At 63.8% G+C, this 21308-nt stretch carries 21 protein-coding genes; 14 read left to right on the top strand and 7 right to left on the bottom strand.

The window, feature by feature from the left end:
- Window positions 1-32 precede the first annotated feature (32 nt).
- Window positions 33-1418: a DNA repair protein RadA gene (radA, locus tag BUB62_RS02210; protein ID WP_073105570.1), complete on the bottom strand. Its 1386-nt coding sequence runs from the start codon at window positions 1416-1418 to the stop codon at window positions 33-35.
- Window positions 1419-1610: 192 nt separating this feature from the next.
- On the opposite strand from radA, the gene BUB62_RS19645 reads away from it, so the two are divergent.
- The 4 genes from BUB62_RS19645 (at window position 1611) to BUB62_RS02190 (ending at window position 6577) form a co-directional block, all read left to right on the top strand.
- Window positions 1611-3002, top strand: coding sequence for a sensor histidine kinase (locus tag BUB62_RS19645; protein ID WP_073105568.1), 1392 nt, complete (start codon window positions 1611-1613; stop codon window positions 3000-3002).
- A gap of 356 nt (window positions 3003-3358) precedes the next feature.
- Window positions 3359-5011, top strand: a complete 1653-nt coding sequence (locus tag BUB62_RS02200) for an NAD(P)/FAD-dependent oxidoreductase (RefSeq protein ID WP_073105567.1) — start codon at window positions 3359-3361, stop codon at window positions 5009-5011.
- 100 nt (window positions 5012-5111) lie between these two features.
- Window positions 5112-5942, top strand: coding sequence for a metallophosphoesterase family protein (locus BUB62_RS02195; RefSeq protein ID WP_073105566.1), 831 nt, complete (start codon window positions 5112-5114; stop codon window positions 5940-5942).
- 2 nt (window positions 5943-5944) lie between these two features.
- Window positions 5945-6577 (top strand): hypothetical protein, encoded by a 633-nt coding sequence (locus BUB62_RS02190; protein ID WP_159437388.1) that lies wholly within the window; start codon window positions 5945-5947, stop codon window positions 6575-6577.
- Window positions 6578-6813: 236 nt separating this feature from the next.
- On the opposite strand, the gene BUB62_RS02185 is transcribed toward BUB62_RS02190, so the two are convergent.
- The 5 genes from BUB62_RS02185 to BUB62_RS02165 all read right to left on the bottom strand — a co-directional run bounded on the left by BUB62_RS02185 (window position 6814) and on the right by BUB62_RS02165 (window position 13108).
- Entirely contained in the window at window positions 6814-8190 is a 1377-nt protein-coding gene (locus BUB62_RS02185; protein WP_073105562.1) for a 1-acyl-sn-glycerol-3-phosphate acyltransferase, read from the bottom strand.
- Window positions 8191-8440: 250 nt separating this feature from the next.
- Entirely contained in the window at window positions 8441-9511 is a 1071-nt protein-coding gene (locus BUB62_RS02180; protein ID WP_073105560.1) for a chorismate mutase, read from the bottom strand.
- A gap of 245 nt (window positions 9512-9756) precedes the next feature.
- Window positions 9757-10599 carry a prephenate dehydrogenase gene (locus tag BUB62_RS02175; RefSeq protein ID WP_073105558.1) on the bottom strand — a complete coding sequence of 281 codons (843 nt, stop codon included), beginning with the start codon at window positions 10597-10599 and terminating at the stop codon, window positions 9757-9759.
- Between the two features lie 71 nt (window positions 10600-10670).
- On the bottom strand, window positions 10671-11849 hold the full coding sequence (locus tag BUB62_RS02170) for a pyridoxal phosphate-dependent aminotransferase (protein ID WP_073105555.1): 1179 nt from the start codon (window positions 11847-11849) through the stop codon (window positions 10671-10673).
- Window positions 11850-12301: 452 nt separating this feature from the next.
- Window positions 12302-13108 (bottom strand): carboxypeptidase-like regulatory domain-containing protein, encoded by an 807-nt coding sequence (locus BUB62_RS02165; RefSeq protein WP_073105552.1) that lies wholly within the window; start codon window positions 13106-13108, stop codon window positions 12302-12304.
- A gap of 366 nt (window positions 13109-13474) precedes the next feature.
- Here BUB62_RS02165 and BUB62_RS02160 point away from each other — a divergent pair, with 366 nt between their 5' ends.
- Together BUB62_RS02160 and BUB62_RS02155 are read left to right on the top strand one after the other, a co-directional pair.
- A complete protein-coding gene (locus tag BUB62_RS02160; protein ID WP_073105549.1) occupies window positions 13475-14110 on the top strand; it encodes an RNA polymerase sigma factor in 636 nt (211 codons plus the stop codon).
- A gap of 10 nt (window positions 14111-14120) precedes the next feature.
- Window positions 14121-15260: an energy transducer TonB gene (locus BUB62_RS02155; RefSeq protein ID WP_159437387.1), complete on the top strand. Its 1140-nt coding sequence runs from the start codon at window positions 14121-14123 to the stop codon at window positions 15258-15260.
- Window positions 15261-15454: 194 nt separating this feature from the next.
- Here BUB62_RS02155 and BUB62_RS02150 read toward each other — a convergent pair whose 3' ends face one another.
- The gene (locus tag BUB62_RS02150; RefSeq protein WP_073105544.1) at window positions 15455-15694 is read right to left on the bottom strand and encodes a hypothetical protein; all 240 of its coding nucleotides are present in this window, start codon (window positions 15692-15694) and stop codon (window positions 15455-15457) included.
- A gap of 168 nt (window positions 15695-15862) precedes the next feature.
- On the opposite strand from BUB62_RS02150, the gene fumC reads away from it, so the two are divergent.
- The 8 genes from fumC (at window position 15863) to BUB62_RS02115 (ending at window position 21156) form a co-directional block, all read left to right on the top strand.
- Window positions 15863-17269 carry a class II fumarate hydratase gene (gene fumC / locus BUB62_RS02145; RefSeq protein WP_073105541.1) on the top strand — a complete coding sequence of 469 codons (1407 nt, stop codon included), beginning with the start codon at window positions 15863-15865 and terminating at the stop codon, window positions 17267-17269.
- Between the two features lie 173 nt (window positions 17270-17442).
- Window positions 17443-17970: a hypothetical protein gene (locus tag BUB62_RS02140; protein WP_073105538.1), complete on the top strand. Its 528-nt coding sequence runs from the start codon at window positions 17443-17445 to the stop codon at window positions 17968-17970.
- Window positions 17942-18130: a hypothetical protein gene (locus tag BUB62_RS18885; protein WP_143163988.1), complete on the top strand. Its 189-nt coding sequence runs from the start codon at window positions 17942-17944 to the stop codon at window positions 18128-18130. The genes BUB62_RS02140 and BUB62_RS18885 overlap by 29 nt, the downstream gene beginning before the upstream one ends.
- Window positions 18131-18220: 90 nt before the next feature.
- Entirely contained in the window at window positions 18221-18817 is a 597-nt protein-coding gene (locus tag BUB62_RS02135) for a GNAT family N-acetyltransferase (protein ID WP_073105536.1), read from the top strand.
- The gene (locus tag BUB62_RS02130; RefSeq protein WP_073105533.1) at window positions 18804-19205 is read left to right on the top strand and encodes a diacylglycerol kinase family protein; all 402 of its coding nucleotides are present in this window, start codon (window positions 18804-18806) and stop codon (window positions 19203-19205) included. The genes BUB62_RS02135 and BUB62_RS02130 overlap by 14 nt, the downstream gene beginning before the upstream one ends.
- A gap of 148 nt (window positions 19206-19353) precedes the next feature.
- On the top strand, window positions 19354-19821 hold the full coding sequence (locus tag BUB62_RS18695; RefSeq protein ID WP_143163987.1) for a DUF6970 domain-containing protein: 468 nt from the start codon (window positions 19354-19356) through the stop codon (window positions 19819-19821).
- 110 nt (window positions 19822-19931) lie between these two features.
- Window positions 19932-20429, top strand: a complete 498-nt coding sequence (locus BUB62_RS02120; RefSeq protein ID WP_073105531.1) for a DinB family protein — start codon at window positions 19932-19934, stop codon at window positions 20427-20429.
- Window positions 20430-20535: 106 nt separating this feature from the next.
- Window positions 20536-21156, top strand: a complete 621-nt coding sequence (locus BUB62_RS02115; protein WP_073105528.1) for a thioredoxin family protein — start codon at window positions 20536-20538, stop codon at window positions 21154-21156.
- Window positions 21157-21308: the final 152 nt, after the last annotated feature.

The following is a 21308-nucleotide window of genomic DNA, read 5'->3' as shown; positions in this document are numbered from 1 at the left end:
TGACAGGTGGGCAAATGGTTCCTGTATAAATCCTATCCGAACAATCCGCTCAGCACTTCGTCCAGGCGGCCTACCGGCTGCGCCCGAATGCCGTAGCGGGCCAGGTCGAGGCCGCGGGCGTTGAACTGCGAGATGTACATTTCCCTGAAACCCAGCTTCTCAGCTTCGCTCAGCCGCTGGTCTAGCCGGCTCACGGCCCGGATTTCGCCGCTCAGCCCCACCTCGGCCGCCAGGCACACGTGCCCCGGAATCGGCAGGTCGTTCAAGGACGATACTACGGCGGCGCACACGGCAATGTCCAGGGCTGGATCATCAAGGCGCAGGCCGCCGGCAATGTTCAGAAACACGTCGTGCTGGCCCAGGCGCAGGCCGCTACGCTTTTCGAGCACGGCCAGCAGCATATTCAGGCGCTTGGCATCGAAGCCGGTGGCCGAGCGCTGGGGCGTGCCGTAGGTGGCGGGCGTCACGAGGGCCTGCACCTCCACCAGCAGGGGCCGGTTGCCTTCCAGCGTAGCCCCGATGGCCATGCCGCTCAGGCTCTCGGTGCGCTGCGAAAGCAGAATCTCGGAGGGGTTGCTTACCTGCCGCAAACCCGTGCCTTGCATCTCGTATATGCCTAGCTCCGAGGTAGATCCGAAGCGGTTTTTGGTGGTGCGCAGGATGCGGTAGCTCAGGTGCCGGTCGCCCTCAAACTGCAAAACCGTGTCCACCATATGCTCCAGAATCTTGGGGCCGGCAATGGAGCCGTCCTTAGTGATGTGGCCGATGAGCAGCACCGGCACGCCGGTTTCCTTGGCGTATTTGAGCAGCTCGGCGGTGCATTCGCGCACCTGGCTCACCGACCCCGCCCCCGACTCCACCAGCCCCGAGTGCAGCGTCTGAATGGAATCGACGATGACCACGTTGGGCTGGAGCTGGTCGATCTGCTTGAAGATGTTCTGGGTGTTGGTTTCGGTGAGAATGTAGCACTGCGGGTGCTGGGGCCCCAGCCGCTCGGCCCGCATCTTGATCTGCTGCTCGCTTTCCTCGCCCGAAATGTAGAGCACCTTCATTTGCTTGAGGCTCATGGCAATCTGCAGCATCAGCGTGCTTTTGCCGATGCCGGGCTCACCACCGATGAGCACCAAAGAGCCCGGCACGAGGCCGCCGCCCAGCACGCGGTTCAGCTCCCCGTCGTTGGTGTCGAAGCGGGACTCTTCCTCGTAGTGAATTTCGCCGATGGGACGGGGCTTGCTGGCCGCCTTGGTGCCGGGGCCGCTAGTCGGCGGCTTCCACGAGCCGGCCGCCTGGGTGTCGTCCTTCTGAATGACTTCTTCCACGTAGGTGTTCCACTCGCCGCAGCTGGGGCAGCGGCCAATCCACTTGGCGGACTGCGCGCCGCAATTCTGGCAGAAGTAAAGGGTCTTGAGCTTGGCCATAGAACAGAAATAGAGGAGAAACTAAAGAAGGCGGCGGGCGGCTAAAAAGTTTGGCAAGAAACGGGTTTTTGGTGGGGTATCGGCCCGAAGGTCTGCGGCCGGGCACCGTCGGCCGCCCCAGCCCGGCTGCGCCAAACCTCTGCCCCCTTCGCAGAGTTTAGCATACTTCCGGCTCTCTTTTCCCTTCCGCCTATGCCCGCTCCCCTCACTTCGGAAGAACTGCTCACTATTCCCACCTTCCAGGAGCTGCCGCCTCAGGCCATCACCTGGCTGCTCACCCACGGCGAGCGGCGCGTACTCGCCGACGGCGAGGCCCTGGCCCAGCCTGGGGCCCCGGCCGAGTTTATGATGGCCGTGCTGCGGGGCGGCGTGCAGTTTTTTAGCCTCGACAAGGGCAGCCGGGAGCCCCGCTTCCGCCTCGAAGCGGGCCAGGTGAGCGGGGTGCTGCCCTACTCGCGGCTGCGGACGCTGAACGGCCTGGCCCTGGCTACCGGCCCCACCGAGCTGTACCTGCTGCACCGCGACCGGTTTCCGGAGCTGGAGCACGCCAGCCCCGAGCTGGTGCAGCGCCTGGTGGGGCTGATGAGCGACCGGGCCCGCGAGGAAGCCCGCGGGCAGGAGCGCGACGAAAAGCTGCGGGCCCTGGGCAAGCTCGCCGCCGGCCTGGCCCACGAGCTGAACAACCCCGCCGCCGCCATTGCCCGCGCCGCCGAAGCCCTGGCCGAGCGGGCCCTGGCCAAGCCCGCCCTGTTTGTGGAGCTGGTGGGCCACTGCCCCTCCCCCGCGGCCATGCACGCCCTCACGGCCCTGGCCCGGCCCGGCGAGCCCGCCGCCCGCACCCTGTCGGCGCTGGAAGAAGCCGACCGCGAAGATGAGTTGGCCGACTGGCTCGAAGCCCAGGGCGTGCCCGACGGCTACCGCCTGGCCGCGGGCCTGCTGGAGGCCAGCCTCACGCTGCCGGCGCTGGAGCCGGTGGCGGCCCTGTTGCCCGCCGGGGCCCGGGCCCCGGCCTTCGCCTGGCTCGAAGGCCAGCTCGTGACCATGCACCTGATTAGGGACGTGCAGGAGGCAGGGGGCCGCATCAGCCAGCTGGTGAGCAACGTGAAAACCTACTCCCACATGGACCGCGGTGGCGACTTCACCCTGCTCGACGTGCCCAGCGGCCTCGACAGCACCGTGAACATGCTCGGCTTTGCCCTGCGCGAGCAGAAACTCACCCTCCGCCGCGACTACGCCCCCGACCTGCCGCCCGTGCGCGGGCAGGTCAGCAGCCTCAACCAGGTGTGGACCAACCTGCTCGACAACGCCATCGACGCGCTGCCCCCGGGAGGCGAAATCACGCTGCGTACCCGCCTGGAGGGAGGCTTCGTGCGCGTGTTCGTCATCGACAACGGCCCCGGCATCGCCCCCGAGGTGCTGCCGCGCATCTTCGAGCCCTTCTATACCACCAAGCAGGCCGGCGAGGGCACCGGCCTCGGCCTCGACATTGCCCAGCGCATCATTCGTGACCACGGGGGCCGGCTGGAAGTGAAGTCGGCCCCCGGCCACACCGAGTTCTGCGCCTGGCTGCCGGTTGGTGAGTAGTGAGATGGTAAAGTGGTGAGTTGTCGTGCTGTCATTGCGAGCGAAGCGAAGCAATCCGTCCTGAACAATGCGCCACGCCCTGTTGACGCAGTAACCCTTTACCGCTAGCCAGGTAGGTGTTTGGCGGGTAAACAGTGCCCACCACATTTCAGAGGACGGATTGCTTCGGCCTACGCCTCGCAATGACAGTTCCTGCTCCACCTAAATTGTAGTTTCCCGATGGGGGCCCTTGGGGGTGAGTTCGGAGTGCCTATTCTGTGCCTTCTCGGAAACCACCCCGCCGGACCTCGCCTGCAAAACCGCTGATATTGTACTAAACCAGGCTCCGGCCTTATTGCCTCACCACTCCCGACCCCATGGAAAAGAAACCCGTTCTTCTCACCGTTGACGACGACCTGCAGGTGCTGGGGGCCATCGACCGGGATTTGCGCACCGAGTTCCGCCGCGACTACCGGGTGCTGCGGGCCAGCTCCGGGGCCGAAGCCCTCGACACCCTGCGCGAGCTGAAGCGCCGCGAGGAGCCCCTGGCCCTGATTCTGGCCGACCAGCGCATGCCCGGCATGGAGGGCGTGGAGCTGCTCGAGCAGGCCCGGACCATCTACCCCGACGCCAAGCGCGTGCTGCTCACCGCCTACGCCGACACCGAGGCCGCCATCCGCGCCATCAACAACGCCCGCCTCGACCACTACCTGATGAAGCCCTGGGATCCGCCCCAGCAGCTGCTCTACCCCACCCTGCACGATCTGCTGAACGCCTGGCAGGCCCAGCACCGGCCCCGCTTCCAGGGTGTGCGCCTCATCGGGTTTCAGTGGTCGCCGCTCTCCCACGACCTCAAGGATCTGCTGGCCGGCTACCTGGTGGCCTTCCAGTGGCTCGACTTCGAAACCAACCCCGAGGCCAAGCTCCTGCTGGCTACCACCGGCTTCACCGCCGCCGACCTGCCGGTAGTAGTCAATGCCGAGGGCCAGGCTCTGGCCCACCCCGACCGCACGGCCCTGCTGGAACAGCTGGGCCTCACCGCCCAGCCCGCCGAAGCCCTGTACGACGTGGTGGTGGTCGGGGCCGGGCCGTCGGGGCTGGCCTCGGCGGTGTACGGGGCTTCAGAGGGGCTCAAAACCCTGATTATCGAGCGGCAGACCCCCGGCGGGCAGGCCGGCACCAGCTCCCGCATCGAAAACTACCTGGGCTTCCCCACCGGGCTGAGCGGGGCCGAGCTGGCCCACCGCGCCTGGGCCCAGGCCGTGCGCCTGGGGGCCGAGTTTCTGCCCGAGGAAGTAACGGGTATCTGCGTGCAGGACGGCTACAAGGTGCTCACCCTGAGCAGCGGCACCGAGGTGCGCACCCGCGCCGTGGTGCTCACCACCGGCGTGAGCTACCGCAAGCTCGACGTGCCCGGCATCGACCAGCTCAGCGGGGCCGGCGTGTACTACGGGGCCGCCCGCACCGAGGCCCGCTCCTGCGACCAGCAGGACGTGTACATCGTGGGCGGGGGCAACTCGGCCGGGCAGGCCGCCATGTACCTAGCCAGCTACGCCCGCCGGGTGTTCATCGTCATTCGGGGCGCGTCGCTGGCGGCTTCCATGTCGGCCTACCTGATCGAGCAGCTGGCCCAGACCGCCAACGTGGAAATTCTGCCCGGCTCCCAGGTAACCGCAGTGCGCGGGCAGGACCACCTGGAAGAAGTGGTACTCGACAACCACGGCCAGGCCGAGGTGCGGCCCGCCCGGGCCCTGTTCGTGTTCATCGGGGCCCGGCCCAGCACCGAGTGGCTCTGCCACACCGTGCTCTGCGACGGCAAAGGCTACCTGCTCACCGGCCGCGACCTGGTGACGGACCCGCGCTACCCCACCGCCTGGAAGCACAACCGGGAGCCCTACCTGCTCGAAACCTGCGTGCCCGGCATCTTCGCCGCCGGCGACAGCCGCGCCGGAGCCATGGCCCGCGTGGCCTCGGCCGTGGGCGAGGGCAGCATGGCCATCAAGTTCGTGCACCAGTACCTGGACGAATAGGGGCCGTGGATGCCCGCCAAAACACTTGCCCGGCTAACGCAGTATAAGGGGCCGTCCTGGCTTTCCAGGGCCACCTGCTGACTACCTGCCATTGCCTGTGATGTTGAACCGCCTACGCTTCCAACCCCGACTTTCGCTGCTTTCCGCCGCCGCTGCCCTGGCTTTGGGCGGCTGCGAGATGCTGGAATTCAGCCCCAACGATTACCGCTCGCCCAAGAGCCAGACTGACCTGACCGCCAAGCACCTGGAACGCCTGCGCCAGCAGCCAGTGCCCGCCGGCGACACACTCCGCTTCGTATTTACCGGCGACTCCCAGCGCTTCTACGACGAGGCCGAAGACCTGGTAGCCAGCGTGAACCAGCAGCCCGGTATCCAGTTTCTGGTAGTGGCCGGCGACATCTCCGACTTCGGTATGGGCCGCGAAATGCGCTGGGTAGATGACCACCTGAGCAAGCTAAAAGTGCCCTACCTCACTGTTATCGGCAACCACGACGCCATCGGCAACGGCCGCGAGGCGTATCAGCACATTTTCGGGCCGCTGAACTACTCCTTTGTATACGGCGACACGAAGTTCATTATGGTGGATACCAACAGCCGCGAAGCCAACTTCGATGGCAGCACGCCCAACATTCCGTGGGTGCAGCAGCAGCTGAGCAGCCTGGGCGGCGCCCGCCGCCAGATTGTGGTTTCGCACGTGCCCCCGCAGGACGATGACTTTGACCCCAGCCTGCGCCAGAGCTACGCCCGTACCCTGAAGGAAGCCCCCAAGCTGGCCTTCGAGCTGAACGGCCACCGCCACAGCTTCAGCATCGGCCAGCCCTTCAACGACGGCGTGACCTACATTAATTCCTCGGCCTTTTCGGAGCGCATGTACATCGTCCTGACTGTGTGGGGCGATAAGCAGTTCCGCCTCAAACAAGTAAAATTCTAATGGTGCGGCCCTTTTCTCTTCTTCTGGCCACGGCGGCGGTGCTGCTGGCCCCCGCCGCGCAGGCCGCCTCGGAACCCGAGCAGGCTCCGAAAAAAACGAAAGCCCCAACGGCCGCGCACCCTTGGTATCGGCCGCGCCACCTGGTGCTGCAAACGGGCGGCGGCCTGGGCATGGTGGCGGCCGGGGCGGGCTATGCTTACGCCAACAACAAGGTGGAAACCGATATTCTGCTGGGCTACGTGCCCAAGCGCTTTGCCGGCTCCACGCTCACGCTGGCCTCGGCCAAAATGCTCTACTCGCCCTTCACCGTGCAGCTGGCCGAGCAATGGCAGCTCAAGCCCCTCACAGTGGGCGCGTATTTCAGCTACACCCACGGCACCCTCAACGACGAGGAGCGCGGGCAGTACACGAAAGGCTACTACTGGTTTTCGACCGATACGCGCTACGGGCCGCTGGCCGGTGGGCGCTTATCGTACGTGCGCCCCGGCAGCACCCGCGAAGAGCCGCGCCATGTGTCGTTCTACTACGAGTTGGGCAGCAATGACTTGTACCTGATCAGCTACGCGCAGAACCGCAACGGCCTCAAGTTCGGGCAAGTGCTCACGCTGGCGCTGGGGCTGAAGGCAGATTTTTGAGGCGAAAGACTTTCTTCTCCACGTCGTCTGTCATCCTGAGCTTGCGAAGGACCTTCCTCGTAGTTCTCTGCAACCGCCTTTCAACGCACAAAGCCCTTTACCGCACGTTGGTAAAGGGCTTTGCTCATTTCAAAAGGCTGGTCACTTAACGGAGGAAGGCCCTTCGCTTTGCTTCGCGCCGCTCAGGATGACAGTGACAGTAACAGTGACAAGTACAGCGACAGGATAGCGGCGGCTCACCTCGCCGTTGCCGTCAAATAAGCTTCCCGCAGCTCGCTGAGCAGGCCCAGAATAGCGGCGCGCTGCAGCAGCAGCTTCTCCATAACTGCCGGCTGCGTGCGAAACAGGCGCAGCGCCCGCAGCCGGCGCAGACGGGCGGCGAGGCTGTTCCAGTAGCTGAGGGCGTAGAAGCCGGCGGGGGGCAGACTCAGGCCGTAGAGCGTGGTCCAGAGCCAGCTTTGGGTGAAGTGATGCACCAGCCCAATCTGAGCCGCGTAGCAGAGGCCGAACGTGAGAATGCCCGTCACCATCATAATGGGGGCCACGAACTCCAAGTCTTTGGTGGCTCTTTTGGCAATGAGCGAGGGCAGAATATAAGGCAGGTAGTTGTTCAGCAGCCCATATAGGTACAGCGGCAGGCCCAGCACCAGCTTGAGGGCCGAAACCGTGGCCCGCGTCCAGCGCTGGCCGTGGCCCTTGCTGGCTTCCAGGGCTTCGTCGGTGAGGCGCAGGCGGCCGAGCGTGTGCAGATACTGCCGGAGCAGCTCGCGCAGCTCGGTGAGGCGGCCGGGGGCGTGCTGCTCAAAATACAGCACCGCTTCCAGCAGTGTGCGGCTGAGCAGGAAATTATCATACAGCGTTTCTTCGTCGTCCGGCACCAGGTGCTCGCCGAAGGTGCGCTCTACCTGCTGCACCAGCTCGTCTTCGGCCGCGTCGCGCGTGATAATGAGGCGCCGCTCCAGCCGCCGCCGGATTTCTTCGGTGAGGGCGGCGGCGGCGGCTTCGGGGTCGGCGCGGTAGGCGGCGGCGTAGTCGGCCACCACAATGGGCTGGCCCACGTTCACGAATACATCGGAGCGGAAGCGGCTGGGGTCGAAGTAGTTGATGCCGATGGGCAGGATGCGCAGGCCCAGCCGAAAATCGTGGCGGGCCTCGGCCCCGAGCGAGATGCGGGCCGCGCCGGTTTTGAGCGGGCGCAGGCGCCGCTCGCTCACGCTGGTGCCCTCGGGGAAAATCTGGATGACGCCGCCCTTGTCGAAGTAGTCGTAGCACTGCCCGAAGGCGGCCTCGTTGCGGCGGGCCAGCTCCTCGGGCGAGATACCCGCATCGCCGCTCTCCGCATCCTGCCGCCGGTAAATCGGGATGCAGTTGCCGGAGGTAAAAATGGCCCTGGAAACAGGGTTTTTGAAAAATGTGCTCTTGGCCAGAAATGCAATGGGCTGGCGGCGATTGGCGGCCACCACCAGCGGGTCCATCAGCGTGTTGGGGTGGTTCGACACAATCAGCATCGGGCCCGGCAGCTCCAGCCGCTCGCGGCGGCGGATTTCGAGGCGGCGAAAGAACACGCGCAGCGCCACCTGCACCACGGGCTTCATCACGGTATAGAAGAGCATGGGCGTAAGTACGGCCAATTGGCCCGGATGGGCAAATGGGCGGCCGTTGTGTTTATACCTGCCCACATCTGTCATCCTGAGCTTGCGAAGGACCTTCCTCCGTTAAGAAACCAGCCTTGTGAAATGAGCAAAGCTCTTTACTGCGCGTAGTAAAGGGCTTTGCTCATTGAAAGACGGTTGTAGGAAACTACGAGGAAGGTCCTTCGCTCTGCCCAGGATGACAGCCGAGAAGGAACAGTCGATAAGGCCCTTACCGCTCCATCACCCCATTCTGCCGGTTAATCGACTCCAGATGCACCGCCGCCAGGTATTGCTCCACAAACCCGGGCGTGAGGCCCACGGCCGAGCCCTGGCGCTGGGCACGCTCCAGCACCTCGTTCCAGCGGCTGGTCTGCAGAATGGTGATGTCGTTTTCCTTTTTGTATTCCCCAATCTTCTCGGCCACGCCCATGCGGCGGCCCAGCAGCTGAATGATTTCGGCATCAATCTGATTGATCTGCTCGCGCAGGCCGGCCAGGGCCGTGAGAAACTCGCGCTGGTCGGTGGTTTCGTGCCGCCACACCAGCGCTTCGATCAGGTCGCGGAGCACCTCAGGCGTTATCTGCTGCTTGGCGTCGCTCCAGGCCGCGTCGGGGTTCTGGTGGCTTTCAATCATGTTGCCCTCGAAGCCCAAATTGAGCGCCTGCTGGGCCACCCCGAACAGCGTATCGCGGCGGCCGCAGATGTGGCTGGGGTCGCAGAGCAGCGGCATTTCGGGGTGGCGGCGCTTCATTTCGATGGGCAGATGCCACATCGGCGCGTTGCGGAAATCGGTGTTGCCGTAGCTGCTGAAGCCGCGGTGAATGAGCCCGACCTGCGCCAGCCCGGCCTTTTGCAGGCGCTCCACGGCCCCCGTCCACAGCTCCAGCTCCGGGTGAATGGGATTTTTGACCAACACCGGCACCTGCACGCCGCGCAGCACGTTGGCAATTTCCTGCACCGAAAACGGGTTCCCGGTAGTGCGCGCGCCCACCCACAAAATATCGACGCCGAAGGCCAGACAGTCCTCCACGTGCTTGGCGGTGGCCACTTCCACGGCAATGGGCAGGCCGGTCAGCTCGCTGGCTTTCTTGAGCCACGGCAGGCCCTTGGTGCCCACGCCCTCGAAGCCGCCGGGCTTGGTGCGGGGTTTCCAGATGCCCGCGCGCAGGGCCTGCACTTTGCCAGTGGCGGCCAAGCGCTGGCAGGTATCGAGCACCTGCTCCTCGGTTTCGGCCGAGCACGGCCCGGCAATCAGGTAAGGTTTGTCGTCGGGCTGGCGGTTGAAAAGAGCGGATTGCATGATGTATGTTGGGGTTTGAGTTTTGGGGGAGAGGATGTTAGAGCTAAGGCTAAGGTTAAGCTCCCCTCCTTTTTTCAAGGAGGGGTTGGGGGGGGGGCAATCGTTGAACGAAGGCTAACTCTAGTTCTCTAGCTCTAGCTAACCACCCCGCCCTTCGGGCACCCACGCCGCTTGATGCGCGGAATTTGAAAAAAGGAGGGGAACTAGCTTTTCTAGCTTGTAGCTTCTTAGCTCGGGCTTGTTGTTTACTTCAAAATCTTCTTAATCAGATTCGCCTGCTCTATCTGCTGATAAACCGCGGCAAAATCTTCATGGTCAATCAATTGCCGCAAATGCTGCAGCTGCTTGATGTGCTCATCGAGCACATCAAGCACGTTCACGCGGTTTTGGCGGAAGATGGGCACCCACATGGCGGGCGAGCTTTTGGCCAGGCGCACCGTGGAGGCAAAGCCCCCGCTGGCCAGCGCGAAAATCTGGTCCACTTCTTTTTCTTTCTCCAACACCGTGAGGGCCAGGGCAAAGGAAGTGATGTGCGAGATGTGCGACACGTAGGCCGTGTGCAGATCGTGGGCCGCGGCATCGAGGTATTCAATGCGCATAGCCAGCTGCGTGAAAAGCTGCTTGACCTGCGCCACCGCATCCGCGTCGCTCTGGTCGGCATCGCAGATTACCAGCGTTTTATCCTCGAACAGGCCCGCTACGGCCGCCTCCGGCCCCGAGTATTCGGTGCCCGCCATGGGGTGCACGGCCACAAACCGGCCCCGCCGCAGGTGCCCGGCCACGGCCGCCAGCAGCATCGATTTAGTGGAGCCTACATCGATAACCACCTGGTTTTCCACGGCATCCAGCACCTGGGGCAGCACCGTGAGCATGGCATCCATCGGCACGGCCACCACCACCAGATCGGCGCGTTGCACGGCGGCGGCCAGGTCGGGGCTTATTTCGTCGATGAAGCCCAGTGCCAGGGCTTTCCGGCAGTTCTCGGGGCTCAGATCGACGCCGATGCGGTGGGTGACGAGGCCTTTTTCTTTGAGGCTGATGGCGAGGGAGCCGCCGATCAGGCCCAGGCCAATTATAGTGACAATCATGGGGAAGATCGTTTGGAGGAGTTTTCCCGCAGAGGTTCGCGGAGGGTTGCGCAGAGGGAAAGGGAGGTCGTTCAGTTGGCTTCGTTCAGGCGGGCATTCGTAATCCGGGCCAGCGCCTCTTGCAGCACTTGCGTTGGCTGGCACAGACTCACGCGGATGAAGCCGTTGCCATTGGAACCGAAGATGCCGCCGGGCGTGATGAACACGCGGGCCGCGTGCAGCAGCCGGTCGCTCAGCGCGTAGCCATCGGCGTAGCCGGCCGGAATGGCGGCCCACACGAACAGGCTCACCTGGTTTGGCGCGTAGGGGCAGCCAATGGCATCGAGCAACGCGAATACCAGCTCCCGGCGGGCGCGGTAGTGGGCGTTCAATTCGGCGTACCACTCCTCACCTAGCTCCAGGGCCGCCACGGCCGCCAGCTGCACCGGCAGAAACATGCCTGAGTCGAGGTTGCTCTTGAAGCGCAGCACCTGCTGCAACAGGTCGGCGCGGCCGGCCAGCATGCCCACGCGCCAGCCCGCCATGTTGTGCGACTTGCTCAGCGAGTTCAGCTCCAGCGCCACTTCCCGCGCCCCCGGCACCGCCAACAGGCTTTGCGGCGGGTCGTTGTTCAGGATGAAGCCGTACGGATTGTCGTGCACCAGCAGAATATCGTGGGCCGTGGCGAAGGCCACCAGCCGCGCGAAAAACCCCGGCTCGGCGGGCGTGCCGGTGGGCATGTGCGGGTAGTTCACCCACATCAGCTTCACGCGGCGCAAGTCGCGGCGGGCCAGCGCGTCGAGGTCGGGCAGCCAGCTATCGGCGGCCGTGAGGTCGTATTCGACGGGCGTGGCCCCGCTGAGCTGGGCGGCGGCGCGGTAGGCCGGGTAGCCGGGGTTCGGAATCAGCACCTCGTCGCCGGCCTCCAGAAACGTCATGCTCAGGTGCATAATACCTTCTTTGGAGCCCAGCAAAGGCAGAATTTCCGAGTCGGCATCCAGCGCCACGCCGTAGTGGTGCCCGTACCAGGCCGCCATAGCCTGGCGCAGGGCCGGCGCGCCTTTGTAGCTCTGGTAGGCGTGGGTATGTGGCTGGCGGGCGGCCTCGGTCAGGGCCGCCACCACGCGGGGGTGGGGCGGCCTATCCGGGCTGCCAATGCCGAGGTTGATGACTTGCGCCCCGGTCTGGTTCAGCGCTTCAATTTCGCGCAGCTTCTGGGAGAAGTAGTATTCGCTGGTATGCTGCAGGCGGCTGGCTACGGAGATATTCATGGAAGCGTGAGGAGGGAAGATTGGGTGAAGTCGGTAGAGAAAAGGCAATAAAAAAGGGCCTCCGGTGTGCGGGGCCCTGGTCTTTTGCTGAAAAGTGGTTCTGAAACGCTCAGATACAGCAATAGGGCAGCCGCTGCTTGCGGTAGCAGGAGCAATACCCGTAATAAGCGCGGTGCTGATGGAACATGGGAACGTGGGAGTTAAAACCAAAAAAAGAGCCTCCCGGGATGCGAGAGGCTCTTTTGAAGTATGCTGGGGATGCTACCACATACGGCCTCGTTTCTACGCGGTGGCGTAGAAAAAGTAGTAGTTGAAATAATACTGAGCCAAGCCGGTACGCATCAGAAAATCGGAGTTGTGTTCGAGGGTTGAACGGACCAAAGGTGAAAAAGGATTGGCTGATAACAAGCGTTAGTCGGCAAAATAAGTTTCGGCCGGGCCAGTGCTGCGTGCTACCGAAACAGGCCGCCGATGCGGTACGGAATGCTGCGCAACCGGCTCCAGATGCCGCGTGGGGTATAAATGGGGCCGTAGGCAGGGCCACCTACGACAATCACGCCGCCCAAATCCCGCATATCCTCCCTCAGCACCACCCGCAGCGGCTGCCCATCAGCCGGCTGAGGAATAAAGCTGGTGACGTAGCCGATGGAATGAAACCCAATGGGAATAGCCCGCTCGGCCCGTGCTACCGTCAGCGTAAAACGGCCGTCAGCATCGCTCGAAATGCCGTTTTGGGTGCCTTGCAGCAGCACCGTGACGCCCGGCAGCGGCTGGCCTTTTTCATCCGTCACCTGCCCGCTGAGCTGACTATGAAAAGCCGTGTCGGCCGGGGCGGCTTCTACTGTTGCTGCCGTCGCCGCTGCGGGCCGCGGCGCGGACAGCGGGTGCTGGAAGGAGTGGCGGCCGAAGTTGGGCTGGTGTACTTTGTAGCTCTGGGCGCGGGCCGCGGCCGGGGCCACCAGCTCGCGCAGACCCAACAGCGCTGCCGTGGCCGCCAGCATCGTGCGCCAGCCGCTGGCCCGGCTGCCGGTTGCCAGGCCGCGCAAAGGGCGGTTCAACTGGGTGCTCCGCAGCCGCCCGCAGACGTGGCCCGCCGCCGCCGTCGCGCCGAGAATGGCCAGTATTTCCGCATCGGTTTTCTGGGTGAAATCTATCACGACCTGCTGGCAGCTGGCGCAGTGCCGGCCCGCACCCTGCGGGGTCATGGCTTCCCAGCTTTCAGCGCAGGGACTTGGAATCTGGAGGGAAGAAATATGCATTGAATGGTGAGGTAAATTATTGTGAAACACTAGAAAAGCGCGCTAACGCGGCCACCCCAGAACCCAGCGCAGAGCGGGGAGGCGCGGAGCCGGCCGCCGCGGCTGCTGCAACAGCCCGCGCCCGCCGGTTTCTTAAGTTCCGCCACCTCCCCGCCGATACCTGGCCCCCTCTGCCAGAAGATGCTGAAGCAGGAGTGGAGCGTTGCAAAGACCAGATGCGCTGGGGCCGCTTATTCCACACATCCAGCCAAAAATATTCTGCGCCAGGGTCAAAGCCCGAGCGGGTTTTCGTGGTCGGTGAATGGGGATAGAAGGCGGCGTTTCAGCGCGGCCAAATGCGTACATTTCGTCTCTGGCTCGTTCGTCATGTTTTTCTCCCGCCGTCCCCCGTCGCCCACCGAGCTTTCCGATGCGGAGCTGCTCGCCCGCTACCGCCAGCACGGCGCGGTGGCCGACCTGGGTGTGCTCTATGAGCGGCACATGCCGGTGGTATTTGCCATTTGCCGCAAGTATCTGCGCCCCGACGAAGACGCGCAGGATGCCGTGATGCAGCTATTCGAGAAGCTAATTGACACGCTGCGCCGCCACGAGGTGGCGCACTTTCCGGCCTGGCTGCACGCCACCGCCCGCAACCATTGCCTCATGATGTTGCGCAGCCGCCAGCGGGCCGGACCCGAGAGCGGGCCGGTGCTGGTGCAGTTTCCCGATGCCGCCGGTGTGGAATCGGTGGGCGCGGCGCATCTGACCGATGACGCCGAGGAGCAGGAGCTGACCGAAGCGCGCCTGCAGGCCCTGGAGCACGCGCTGGCCGGCTTGCCCGCCGCCCAACGCCGCTGCCTGGAGCTGTTTTACCTCGAAAAAAAGTGCTACCGCGACATTGCCCACGAAACCGGCTTCGACCTGAGCCTGGTGAAAAGCCACCTGCAAAACGGCAAGCGTAACCTCCGCCACGCCCTCACCTCACCTCCCAACCATACGTCCAGTGCCAATGCGGCCCGCTAACCAGCCTCCCGTGCCCCCGCCGCCCCCCGCTGCCCCCTCCCACGACAAGGCAGCGGCCGGGCACCTGCCGCTGTCCCTGCTGCGGCAGTACGTGGCCGGCACGCTGCCCGCCGCCGAGCAGCACCGTATTGAGGCCCACACACTAGCCTGTGCGCGCTGCCATGATGTGTTGGAAGGATTGGCCCTGTCGGATGCCGCGACTACCGAGGCTGCCCTGGCTACGCTGCGCACCCGCCTGCACCAGCGCGTGGCGCAGGAAGCGGAGCCTCGGCGCGGCACGGCTAGCTGGCGGGCCGTGGCGGCGGTGCTGCTAGTGCTGGCCGTGAGCACCATGGCCTGGTTTGGGCTGCGGCCCAACGGCAAGTCGGCGGAAGAGCAAGAGGTAGCCGTGGCTACGCCGGCCCGGCCCGCGCCGCCCGTCGCCGCGCCCGAAACATTAGCCTCCGGGGCAATGGATGCGGCGGCCAGCCCGCCGGCTGCGGCCGGGCCTGAAATGGCCGGGTCTGAAACGGCTTCGGCTGTCGCCCCGGCCCGCGCCCCGGCCCCGGTGGCCGACCGGCGGCCGGCGCGGCGGCGGGCGCTGGCGGCTAAGCGCCCGGCCCGCCCGGCCGCTACTGGGGCGGCTGGGCCGGTGGCGGCTGGTAAGGCTGCGGCGCCAGTAGCGCTGAATGAGGCCAGTGCGCAGGCCGCGCCGACTCCTGCCGCCGGGGTTGCGGCTGCGCAAGCGCCGCCAACAGCTGCCGATGCCCCGCAGCCCGATACTGTAACAGTTGGCAGCATTGCCGCCAAAGCCGATTTGACCACTGCCAAAACAAGCCGCGAGGAAGGCGCGGCCCGCCCGGCCAAGCTGCCGATGGCCGTCACCGTTAGCCCGCAGCCCGTGGGGGGCTATGGGAAGCTGCGCGAGTATCTGCGGCGCGAAATTGACTTCCGGCCCGAGCCGCCGGCTAAGGGCCTGGATGGCTCGGTGCGCCTGCAATTCACGGTGACGGCGGCCGGCAAGCTGGAAAACTTCCGGGTGCTGCGCAGTCTGCGGCCCGACTACGATGCGGAAGCCATTCGCCTCATCTGCGAAGGTCCCGCCTGGCAGTCCGGCGTCGCCAACGGCCGCCGCGCCGACTTGGCGGTGGAGATTTCCGTGAGTTTTTGAAGTAATGACGCGCCGCCTGTCATCCTGAGCCCAGCGAAAGACCTTATGCCAGTTGAACGACTATCGTAACAACGACTCGTTATTCCTTGACAAGGTCCTTCGCAAGCTCAGGATGACAGGCGGCGCGGGAAGGTCCTTCGTTTTCCATACGCCAAATGGCACCAGGACAGGCGGCGCGGCCGAAGTAACTCAGACTAGCCGCTGTAGCCGCCGCCACTTTCGGGGGCGGTGGCGCTGCCGCCGGGGGTTATGTCCTGGGGCTGGTCGGGCTGCGTTTTCAGCGGCACCTGGCCGTAGGCCGGAGCCCCGTTGCCGGCCAGGGGTATTGGAGTGGTGCCGGTGCCGGGCGTGGTGGTAGCGGCGGGCTGGGCCGTGGTAGGCTGATCGGGCTGCGCCGAAAGGGCATCGGATTCGTCTTCAAAGGTCTTTTTCATGGCGGGTATCGGTTGGTTGTTTCAAGGCTATACGCAGCCGGTGCGGCGGGGGAGGGGCAGAATTTTGGGGTAGGCGTAGTGCCCGGCGCGTAGTTGCGTACTTTTGCGCCGCGCCGGCTCCGCCCCGCGCCGGTTTGTTTTCCTATCCTCTTCATCCCCGCCAGCAGCATGACTCAGTTCCGCACCGAGAAAGACACCATGGGCACCGTGCAGGTGCCGGCCGACGCCTACTTCGGCGCCCAGACCCAGCGCAGCATCGACAACTTCCAGATTGCCCAGGACATCAACCGGATGCCCAAGGAAATCATCCGCGCTTTTGCCTACCTAAAGAAAGCCGCCGCCCTTACCAACCGCGACGCCGGCATTCTGCCCGCCGAAAAAGCCGACCTCATTGGCCGCGTCTGCGACGAGATTCTGGATGGCAAGCTCGATAAGGAATTCCCGCTGGTGGTGTGGCAAACCGGCTCGGGCACGCAGAGCAACATGAACGTGAACGAGGTAATTGCCTACCGCGGCCACGTGCTGCAGGGCGGCAGCCTCCAGGACGAAAAGAAGGTATTGGCCCCCAACGACGATGTGAACAAGAGCCAAAGCTCCAACGACACGTTCCCGACGGCCATGCACATTGCCGCCTACAAAATTCTGGTTGAGGTCACCATTCCCGGTATCGAAAAGCTGCGCGACACGCTCAAAGCCAAGAGCCAGCAGTTTATGCACATCGTCAAAATCGGCCGCACGCACCTCATGGATGCCACCCCGCTGACGGTGGGGCAGGAGTTTTCGGGCTACGTGTCGCAGCTCGACCACGGCCTGCGGGCCATCAAAAACACGCTGGCTCACCTGAGCGAGCTGGCCCTGGGCGGCACGGCCGTGGGCACCGGCATCAACACGCCCGCCGGCTATTCGGAGAACGTAGCCAAGCACATTGCCGACCTCACCGGCCTGCCCTTCATCACGGCCGAAAACAAGTTTGAGGCCCTGGCCGCCCACGACGCCATTGTGGAAGCCCACGGGGCGTTGAAAACGGTGGCCGCTTCGCTGATGAAAATCGGCAACGATATTCGTTTGCTGGCCTCGGGCCCCCGCGCCGGCATCGGCGAGCTGCACATTCCCGACAATGAGCCCGGCTCCAGCATCATGCCCGGCAAGGTGAACCCTACCCAGTGCGAAGCCATGACGATGGTAGCGGCCCAGGTGATGGGCAACGACGTGGCCATCAACATTGGTGGCATGAGCGGGCACTTCGAGCTGAACGTGTTCAAGCCCGTGATGATCTACAACTTCCTGCACTCGGCCCGCCTCATCGGCGACGTGTGCGTGTCGTTCAACGACCGGTGCGCCGAGGGCATTCAGCCCATCGAGGCCAACATCAAGAAGCACGTCGATTCGTCCTTGATGCTCGTAACGGCCCTGAACCCGCACATCGGCTACTACAAAGCTGCCGAAATTGCCCAAACGGCCCACAAAAACGGCTCAACGCTGAAGGAAACGGCCCTGCAGCTCGGCTATCTGACGGAGGCCGAGTTTGATGAGTGGCTGAAGCCGGAGGATATGGTGGGCGAGCTGAAGAAATAGGGCTGCCAAGCAGCTTCTGTAAAAGAGCGTCATTCCGAGCGAAGCCGAGGAATCTCGCGTGCTGACACGGGATTAGTAATCCAACATCAGCACGCGAGATTCCTCGGCTTCGCTCGGAATGACGTGCTGGATCTGGTTTAGACAACTTCCTAAACAGCTTCATCCCAAAGCACGTGTTCAACGCCATCCAACCATACCGCCTGGTGCAGCGCAACCGCAACCGGACGGGGTTGGGCAGCTGGCGCTTCGAGTGGATTTACAAGTTCTTTCTGCACTCGCCCAGTTCGCGGCGCAAGTATCTGGTGGAAGTGCGTGCCTACGACGGCCACCTCTATACTGTTGATTTCTACGCCAAAGTACAGAACGTGAACCGCTACCGGCTGCGCACGCACCAGCACGCGGCCGGCAAGCTGGGCGCTACGGTACTCGACATCATTGCCCGCACCATCCGCCACGATCCGGAGGCGTGCTTCGGATTTGTGGCGGCGGCTATGCTGGACGAGACATCGGATGAGAATACCAAACGGTTCAGACTATACAAGGCTATGCTCGAACAAAAGATTGATCCTCAACGGTACACTGTTGACACCATCCCGGAGCAGAGCAGTATATTTGTTTTACCGCTGAACAAAGCGCGTCAACCCGCTGTTTGTCAGGCAATCATTGATGCATATGAAATCATCTTTCAAGAAAACTTCTAAGCGCAACGACCCGCGTCAGGCGGAGCGGGAGGCCCGCAAGCGAGCCAGGCCGGTGTTCGAACCTGGCAAGGCACGCTTGGCTTTCGTGACGGAAGCCGGCCATGAAGTGTGGGAATTGCTGCCTCAGCCGCAAATTCCCGGCTATACCTACGCTTTTTAGGCGTTAACATCTGTCACCGCGAAAGCCGCTGATTCCGCCGGAACAGCGGCTTTTGCTTTTTTGGCATCTTTGCGGCTCCAACTCCCCCATATGGACTGCTCCCGCTGCATCACCCTCGAAAACGCCCGCGTCCGGCTGCGGCCGTTGGAAGCTTCGGACTTTGACGACCTCAAGGCCGTTATTTTCGACCCCGAAATCTGGCGCTTCACCACCACGCCCAATCCCGGCGATGCGGTGGGGCTGGCGGCCTACCTGACCCAGGCAGCCCACGACCGGGCGCAGCACCGCCGCTACCCATTCGCCATCATCGACCGCACTTCGGGCCGCGTGGTGGGCAGCACCAGCTACGGCAGCTTTGCGCTGGAAGACAAGCGCCTGGAAATCGGCTGGACGTGGCTGGGGCGCGATTTTCAGCGCACCGGCCTGAACCGCGCCGTGAAGCACCTGCTGCTCAAATATGCCTTTGGCGAGCTGGGCTGCGAGCGGGTGGAGCTGAAAACCGATGCCCTGAACTGGCAGTCGCGCGAGGCGATGCGCCGCATGGGTGCTACCGAGGAGGGCACCCTGCGCAGCCACATGCCCACGCAGGGCGGCCGCCGCCGCGACTCCGTATATTTCAGCATTCTGAAGCCGGAATGGGACGTGCTGCGCAAAACAGTTTTTCAGGAATTCGATGCCCGGGGCTAAGCCCGATGCCCACGCTGGCCGGCTGCGCCGCCGCATAGCCAGCTTCGGCCACGCGTTTCGCGGGGTGGCGGCGGCGTTGCGCACGGAGGTGCATCTGCGCTTCCACGCGGCGGCCACGGCGGCGGCGGTGGGGCTGGGGTTTTGTCTCGGCATCACGCGGCTGGAGTGGGCCTTGGTGGCGCTGGCCATCGGGGTGGTGTGGAGCGCGGAGCTGCTGAACACGGCCGTGGAGGCCCTCACCGATCTGGTGTCGCCGGAGTACCACGCGCTGGCGGGCCGGGCCAAAGACGTGGCGGCCGGCGCGGTGCTGGTGGTAGCGGTGGCGGCGCTGGTGGTGGGGCTGCTGGTGTTTGGCCCGCCGCTTCTGGCAATGATCAAGGAGCAATGACCAATCAGCAAGGAAGAATGAGCAAGGAATATGAAAGGAGCAGGTAAGGGCCGGCAGGAACAATTGGGTCAGGCCGGCGTAAGCAAGTACGGTCGTTTCCTGATCAGCCAACTGCTCATTCCTCATCGTTCATTGCTCATTGATGCCCATGCGTCCGACCCTGTTTTTTGCCGTTAGCTCTGCCGCACTGCTTCTCACCGGGGCCTGCCAGCGGGGCGTGGCCGTTACTACCCCCACCGATGCGCCGGTATCGGGCAGCGTGAGCGGCCCCGATACGCCCAACCCCACCAGCGCCAACACCACCAACCTGACCCGCAACCGCCCCGCCGCATTCGATACCACGGCCCGGCCCCGGTGGCTGGAAGCCCGTATTCAGAGTCACCTGGCCGAACCCAAGCTGAACCCGCCCATCCACATCTACCGCTACCGCTACAATGGCGAGGCGGTGTACTTCGAAACCGCACCCTGCTGCGACCAGTTTAGCACCGTATACGATGCCAAAGGCAAGGTGCTTTGCCACCCCGACGGCGGCATCACCGGCCGCGGCGACGGCAACTGCGCCGACTTCACCAAAAAACGAACCGCCGAAATGCTGGTCTGGCAAGACCCCCGGTAAGGGCCGGCGAGGGGTAGCTGCAGAGGCGGAAAACGGTTTCGTCCGAGGCCGCCGCTCAGTTTCGAGGGCTACCTTTGCCCCTGAGTATAGTACCGCATACCACCTTGAACATGATTAATACCATTGAAAAACTGGGGGCTTACAACGTGTGGGCCAACGAAACCCTGCTCAGCCACCTCGACCGCCTGGTAGCCGGCGGGGCCACTATTCCGGCCAATGTGCTGCGCCTGTTCAGCCACGTACTCAATGCCCAGTCTATCTGGATTGGCCGCCTCACCGCCACGCCCAGCCCCGTGAAAGTGTGGCAGGAGCACGATCTGGCCGGCCTGCACTACTGGCACGAGCAATCGACGGCCCGCGTATACCGCATGGCCGCCGAAGCCGATGAAACCGAGCTGCACCGCCTGATTAGCTACACCAACTCGGCCGGCGAGTCGTTTACCAGCCAGGTATCGGATATCTACACGCACCTACCCATTCACGGCAATTATCACCGCGGCCAGGTGGCCATTAAGCTGCGCGAGCAGGGGCTGGAGCCCATCAACACCGACTTCATTACCTACTGCCGCGAGCTGTCGGCGGCGGGCAAGGAGACGGTGAGCCTGTAACTTTTTCGCTTGCTCTATTCACACTTCTAAACCCCGACCGGCGCAACCCGGCCGGGGTTTTGGGGTTTAAGGAGCATCTGCCTTCCCACCGTTTTCGCCTCGCCCTATGCCTACCGCTGTTGTTTCCCCCATCGTCTCTGCCGAGCAATTAGCCGCGGCGTATTCCTATCCGGCCTACCGGAAGCTGATTGATGAGTTGCTGGCCGACGGCAAAACCACCGGCCCCGAGCAGTCGGAAGCCCTGACCGATTACACGCGCCTGAACTTGCAGCGCATGCGTCGCCTCGACAAAACCACGCACCTGCTGCCGGCCGTGCAAACGGCGCTGGCCGGCCTGCGGCAGCGCTACGTCTGGCTTATCATCACCGAAGGCTGGTGCGGCGACGCTTCCCAGATTGTGCCCGTGCTGGAAGCCATAGCGCAGGCCTCGGGCGGCAAAATCAGCACCCACTACGTGCTGCGCGACGAGCATCCCGCCCTCATGGACCGCTACCTCACCAACGGGGCCCGCGCTATTCCGAAGCTGGTGGTGCTGCATCCCGATACGCTGACCGAAGTAGCGCAGTGGGGCCCACGCCCCGCCCCGGCCCAGAAACTGCTGCTTGACCTGAAAGCCCAGGGCGCCACCCACGAGCAGTACGCCGAGCAGGTGCACGCTTGGTACGCCCACGACAAAACCCAGACGACTCAGGGAGAGCTGCTGGCGCTGCTGCAGAGGCTGGCTTGAGCCTTTTCGGCAAATACCATACGTCTGTCATCCTGAGCTTGCGAAGGACCTTATCACGGCTGAACGAGTTGTAAGAACAATGATTACTCTACCGTGATAAGGTCCTTCGCAAGCTCAGGATGACAGACGGTAAATCAAAAAGCCTGTTTCCA

The organism is Hymenobacter daecheongensis DSM 21074 (genome assembly GCF_900141805.1).
GTDB lineage: Bacteria > Bacteroidota > Bacteroidia > Cytophagales > Hymenobacteraceae > Hymenobacter > Hymenobacter daecheongensis.
This window is presented reverse-complemented; position numbering and strand designations above follow the sequence as displayed.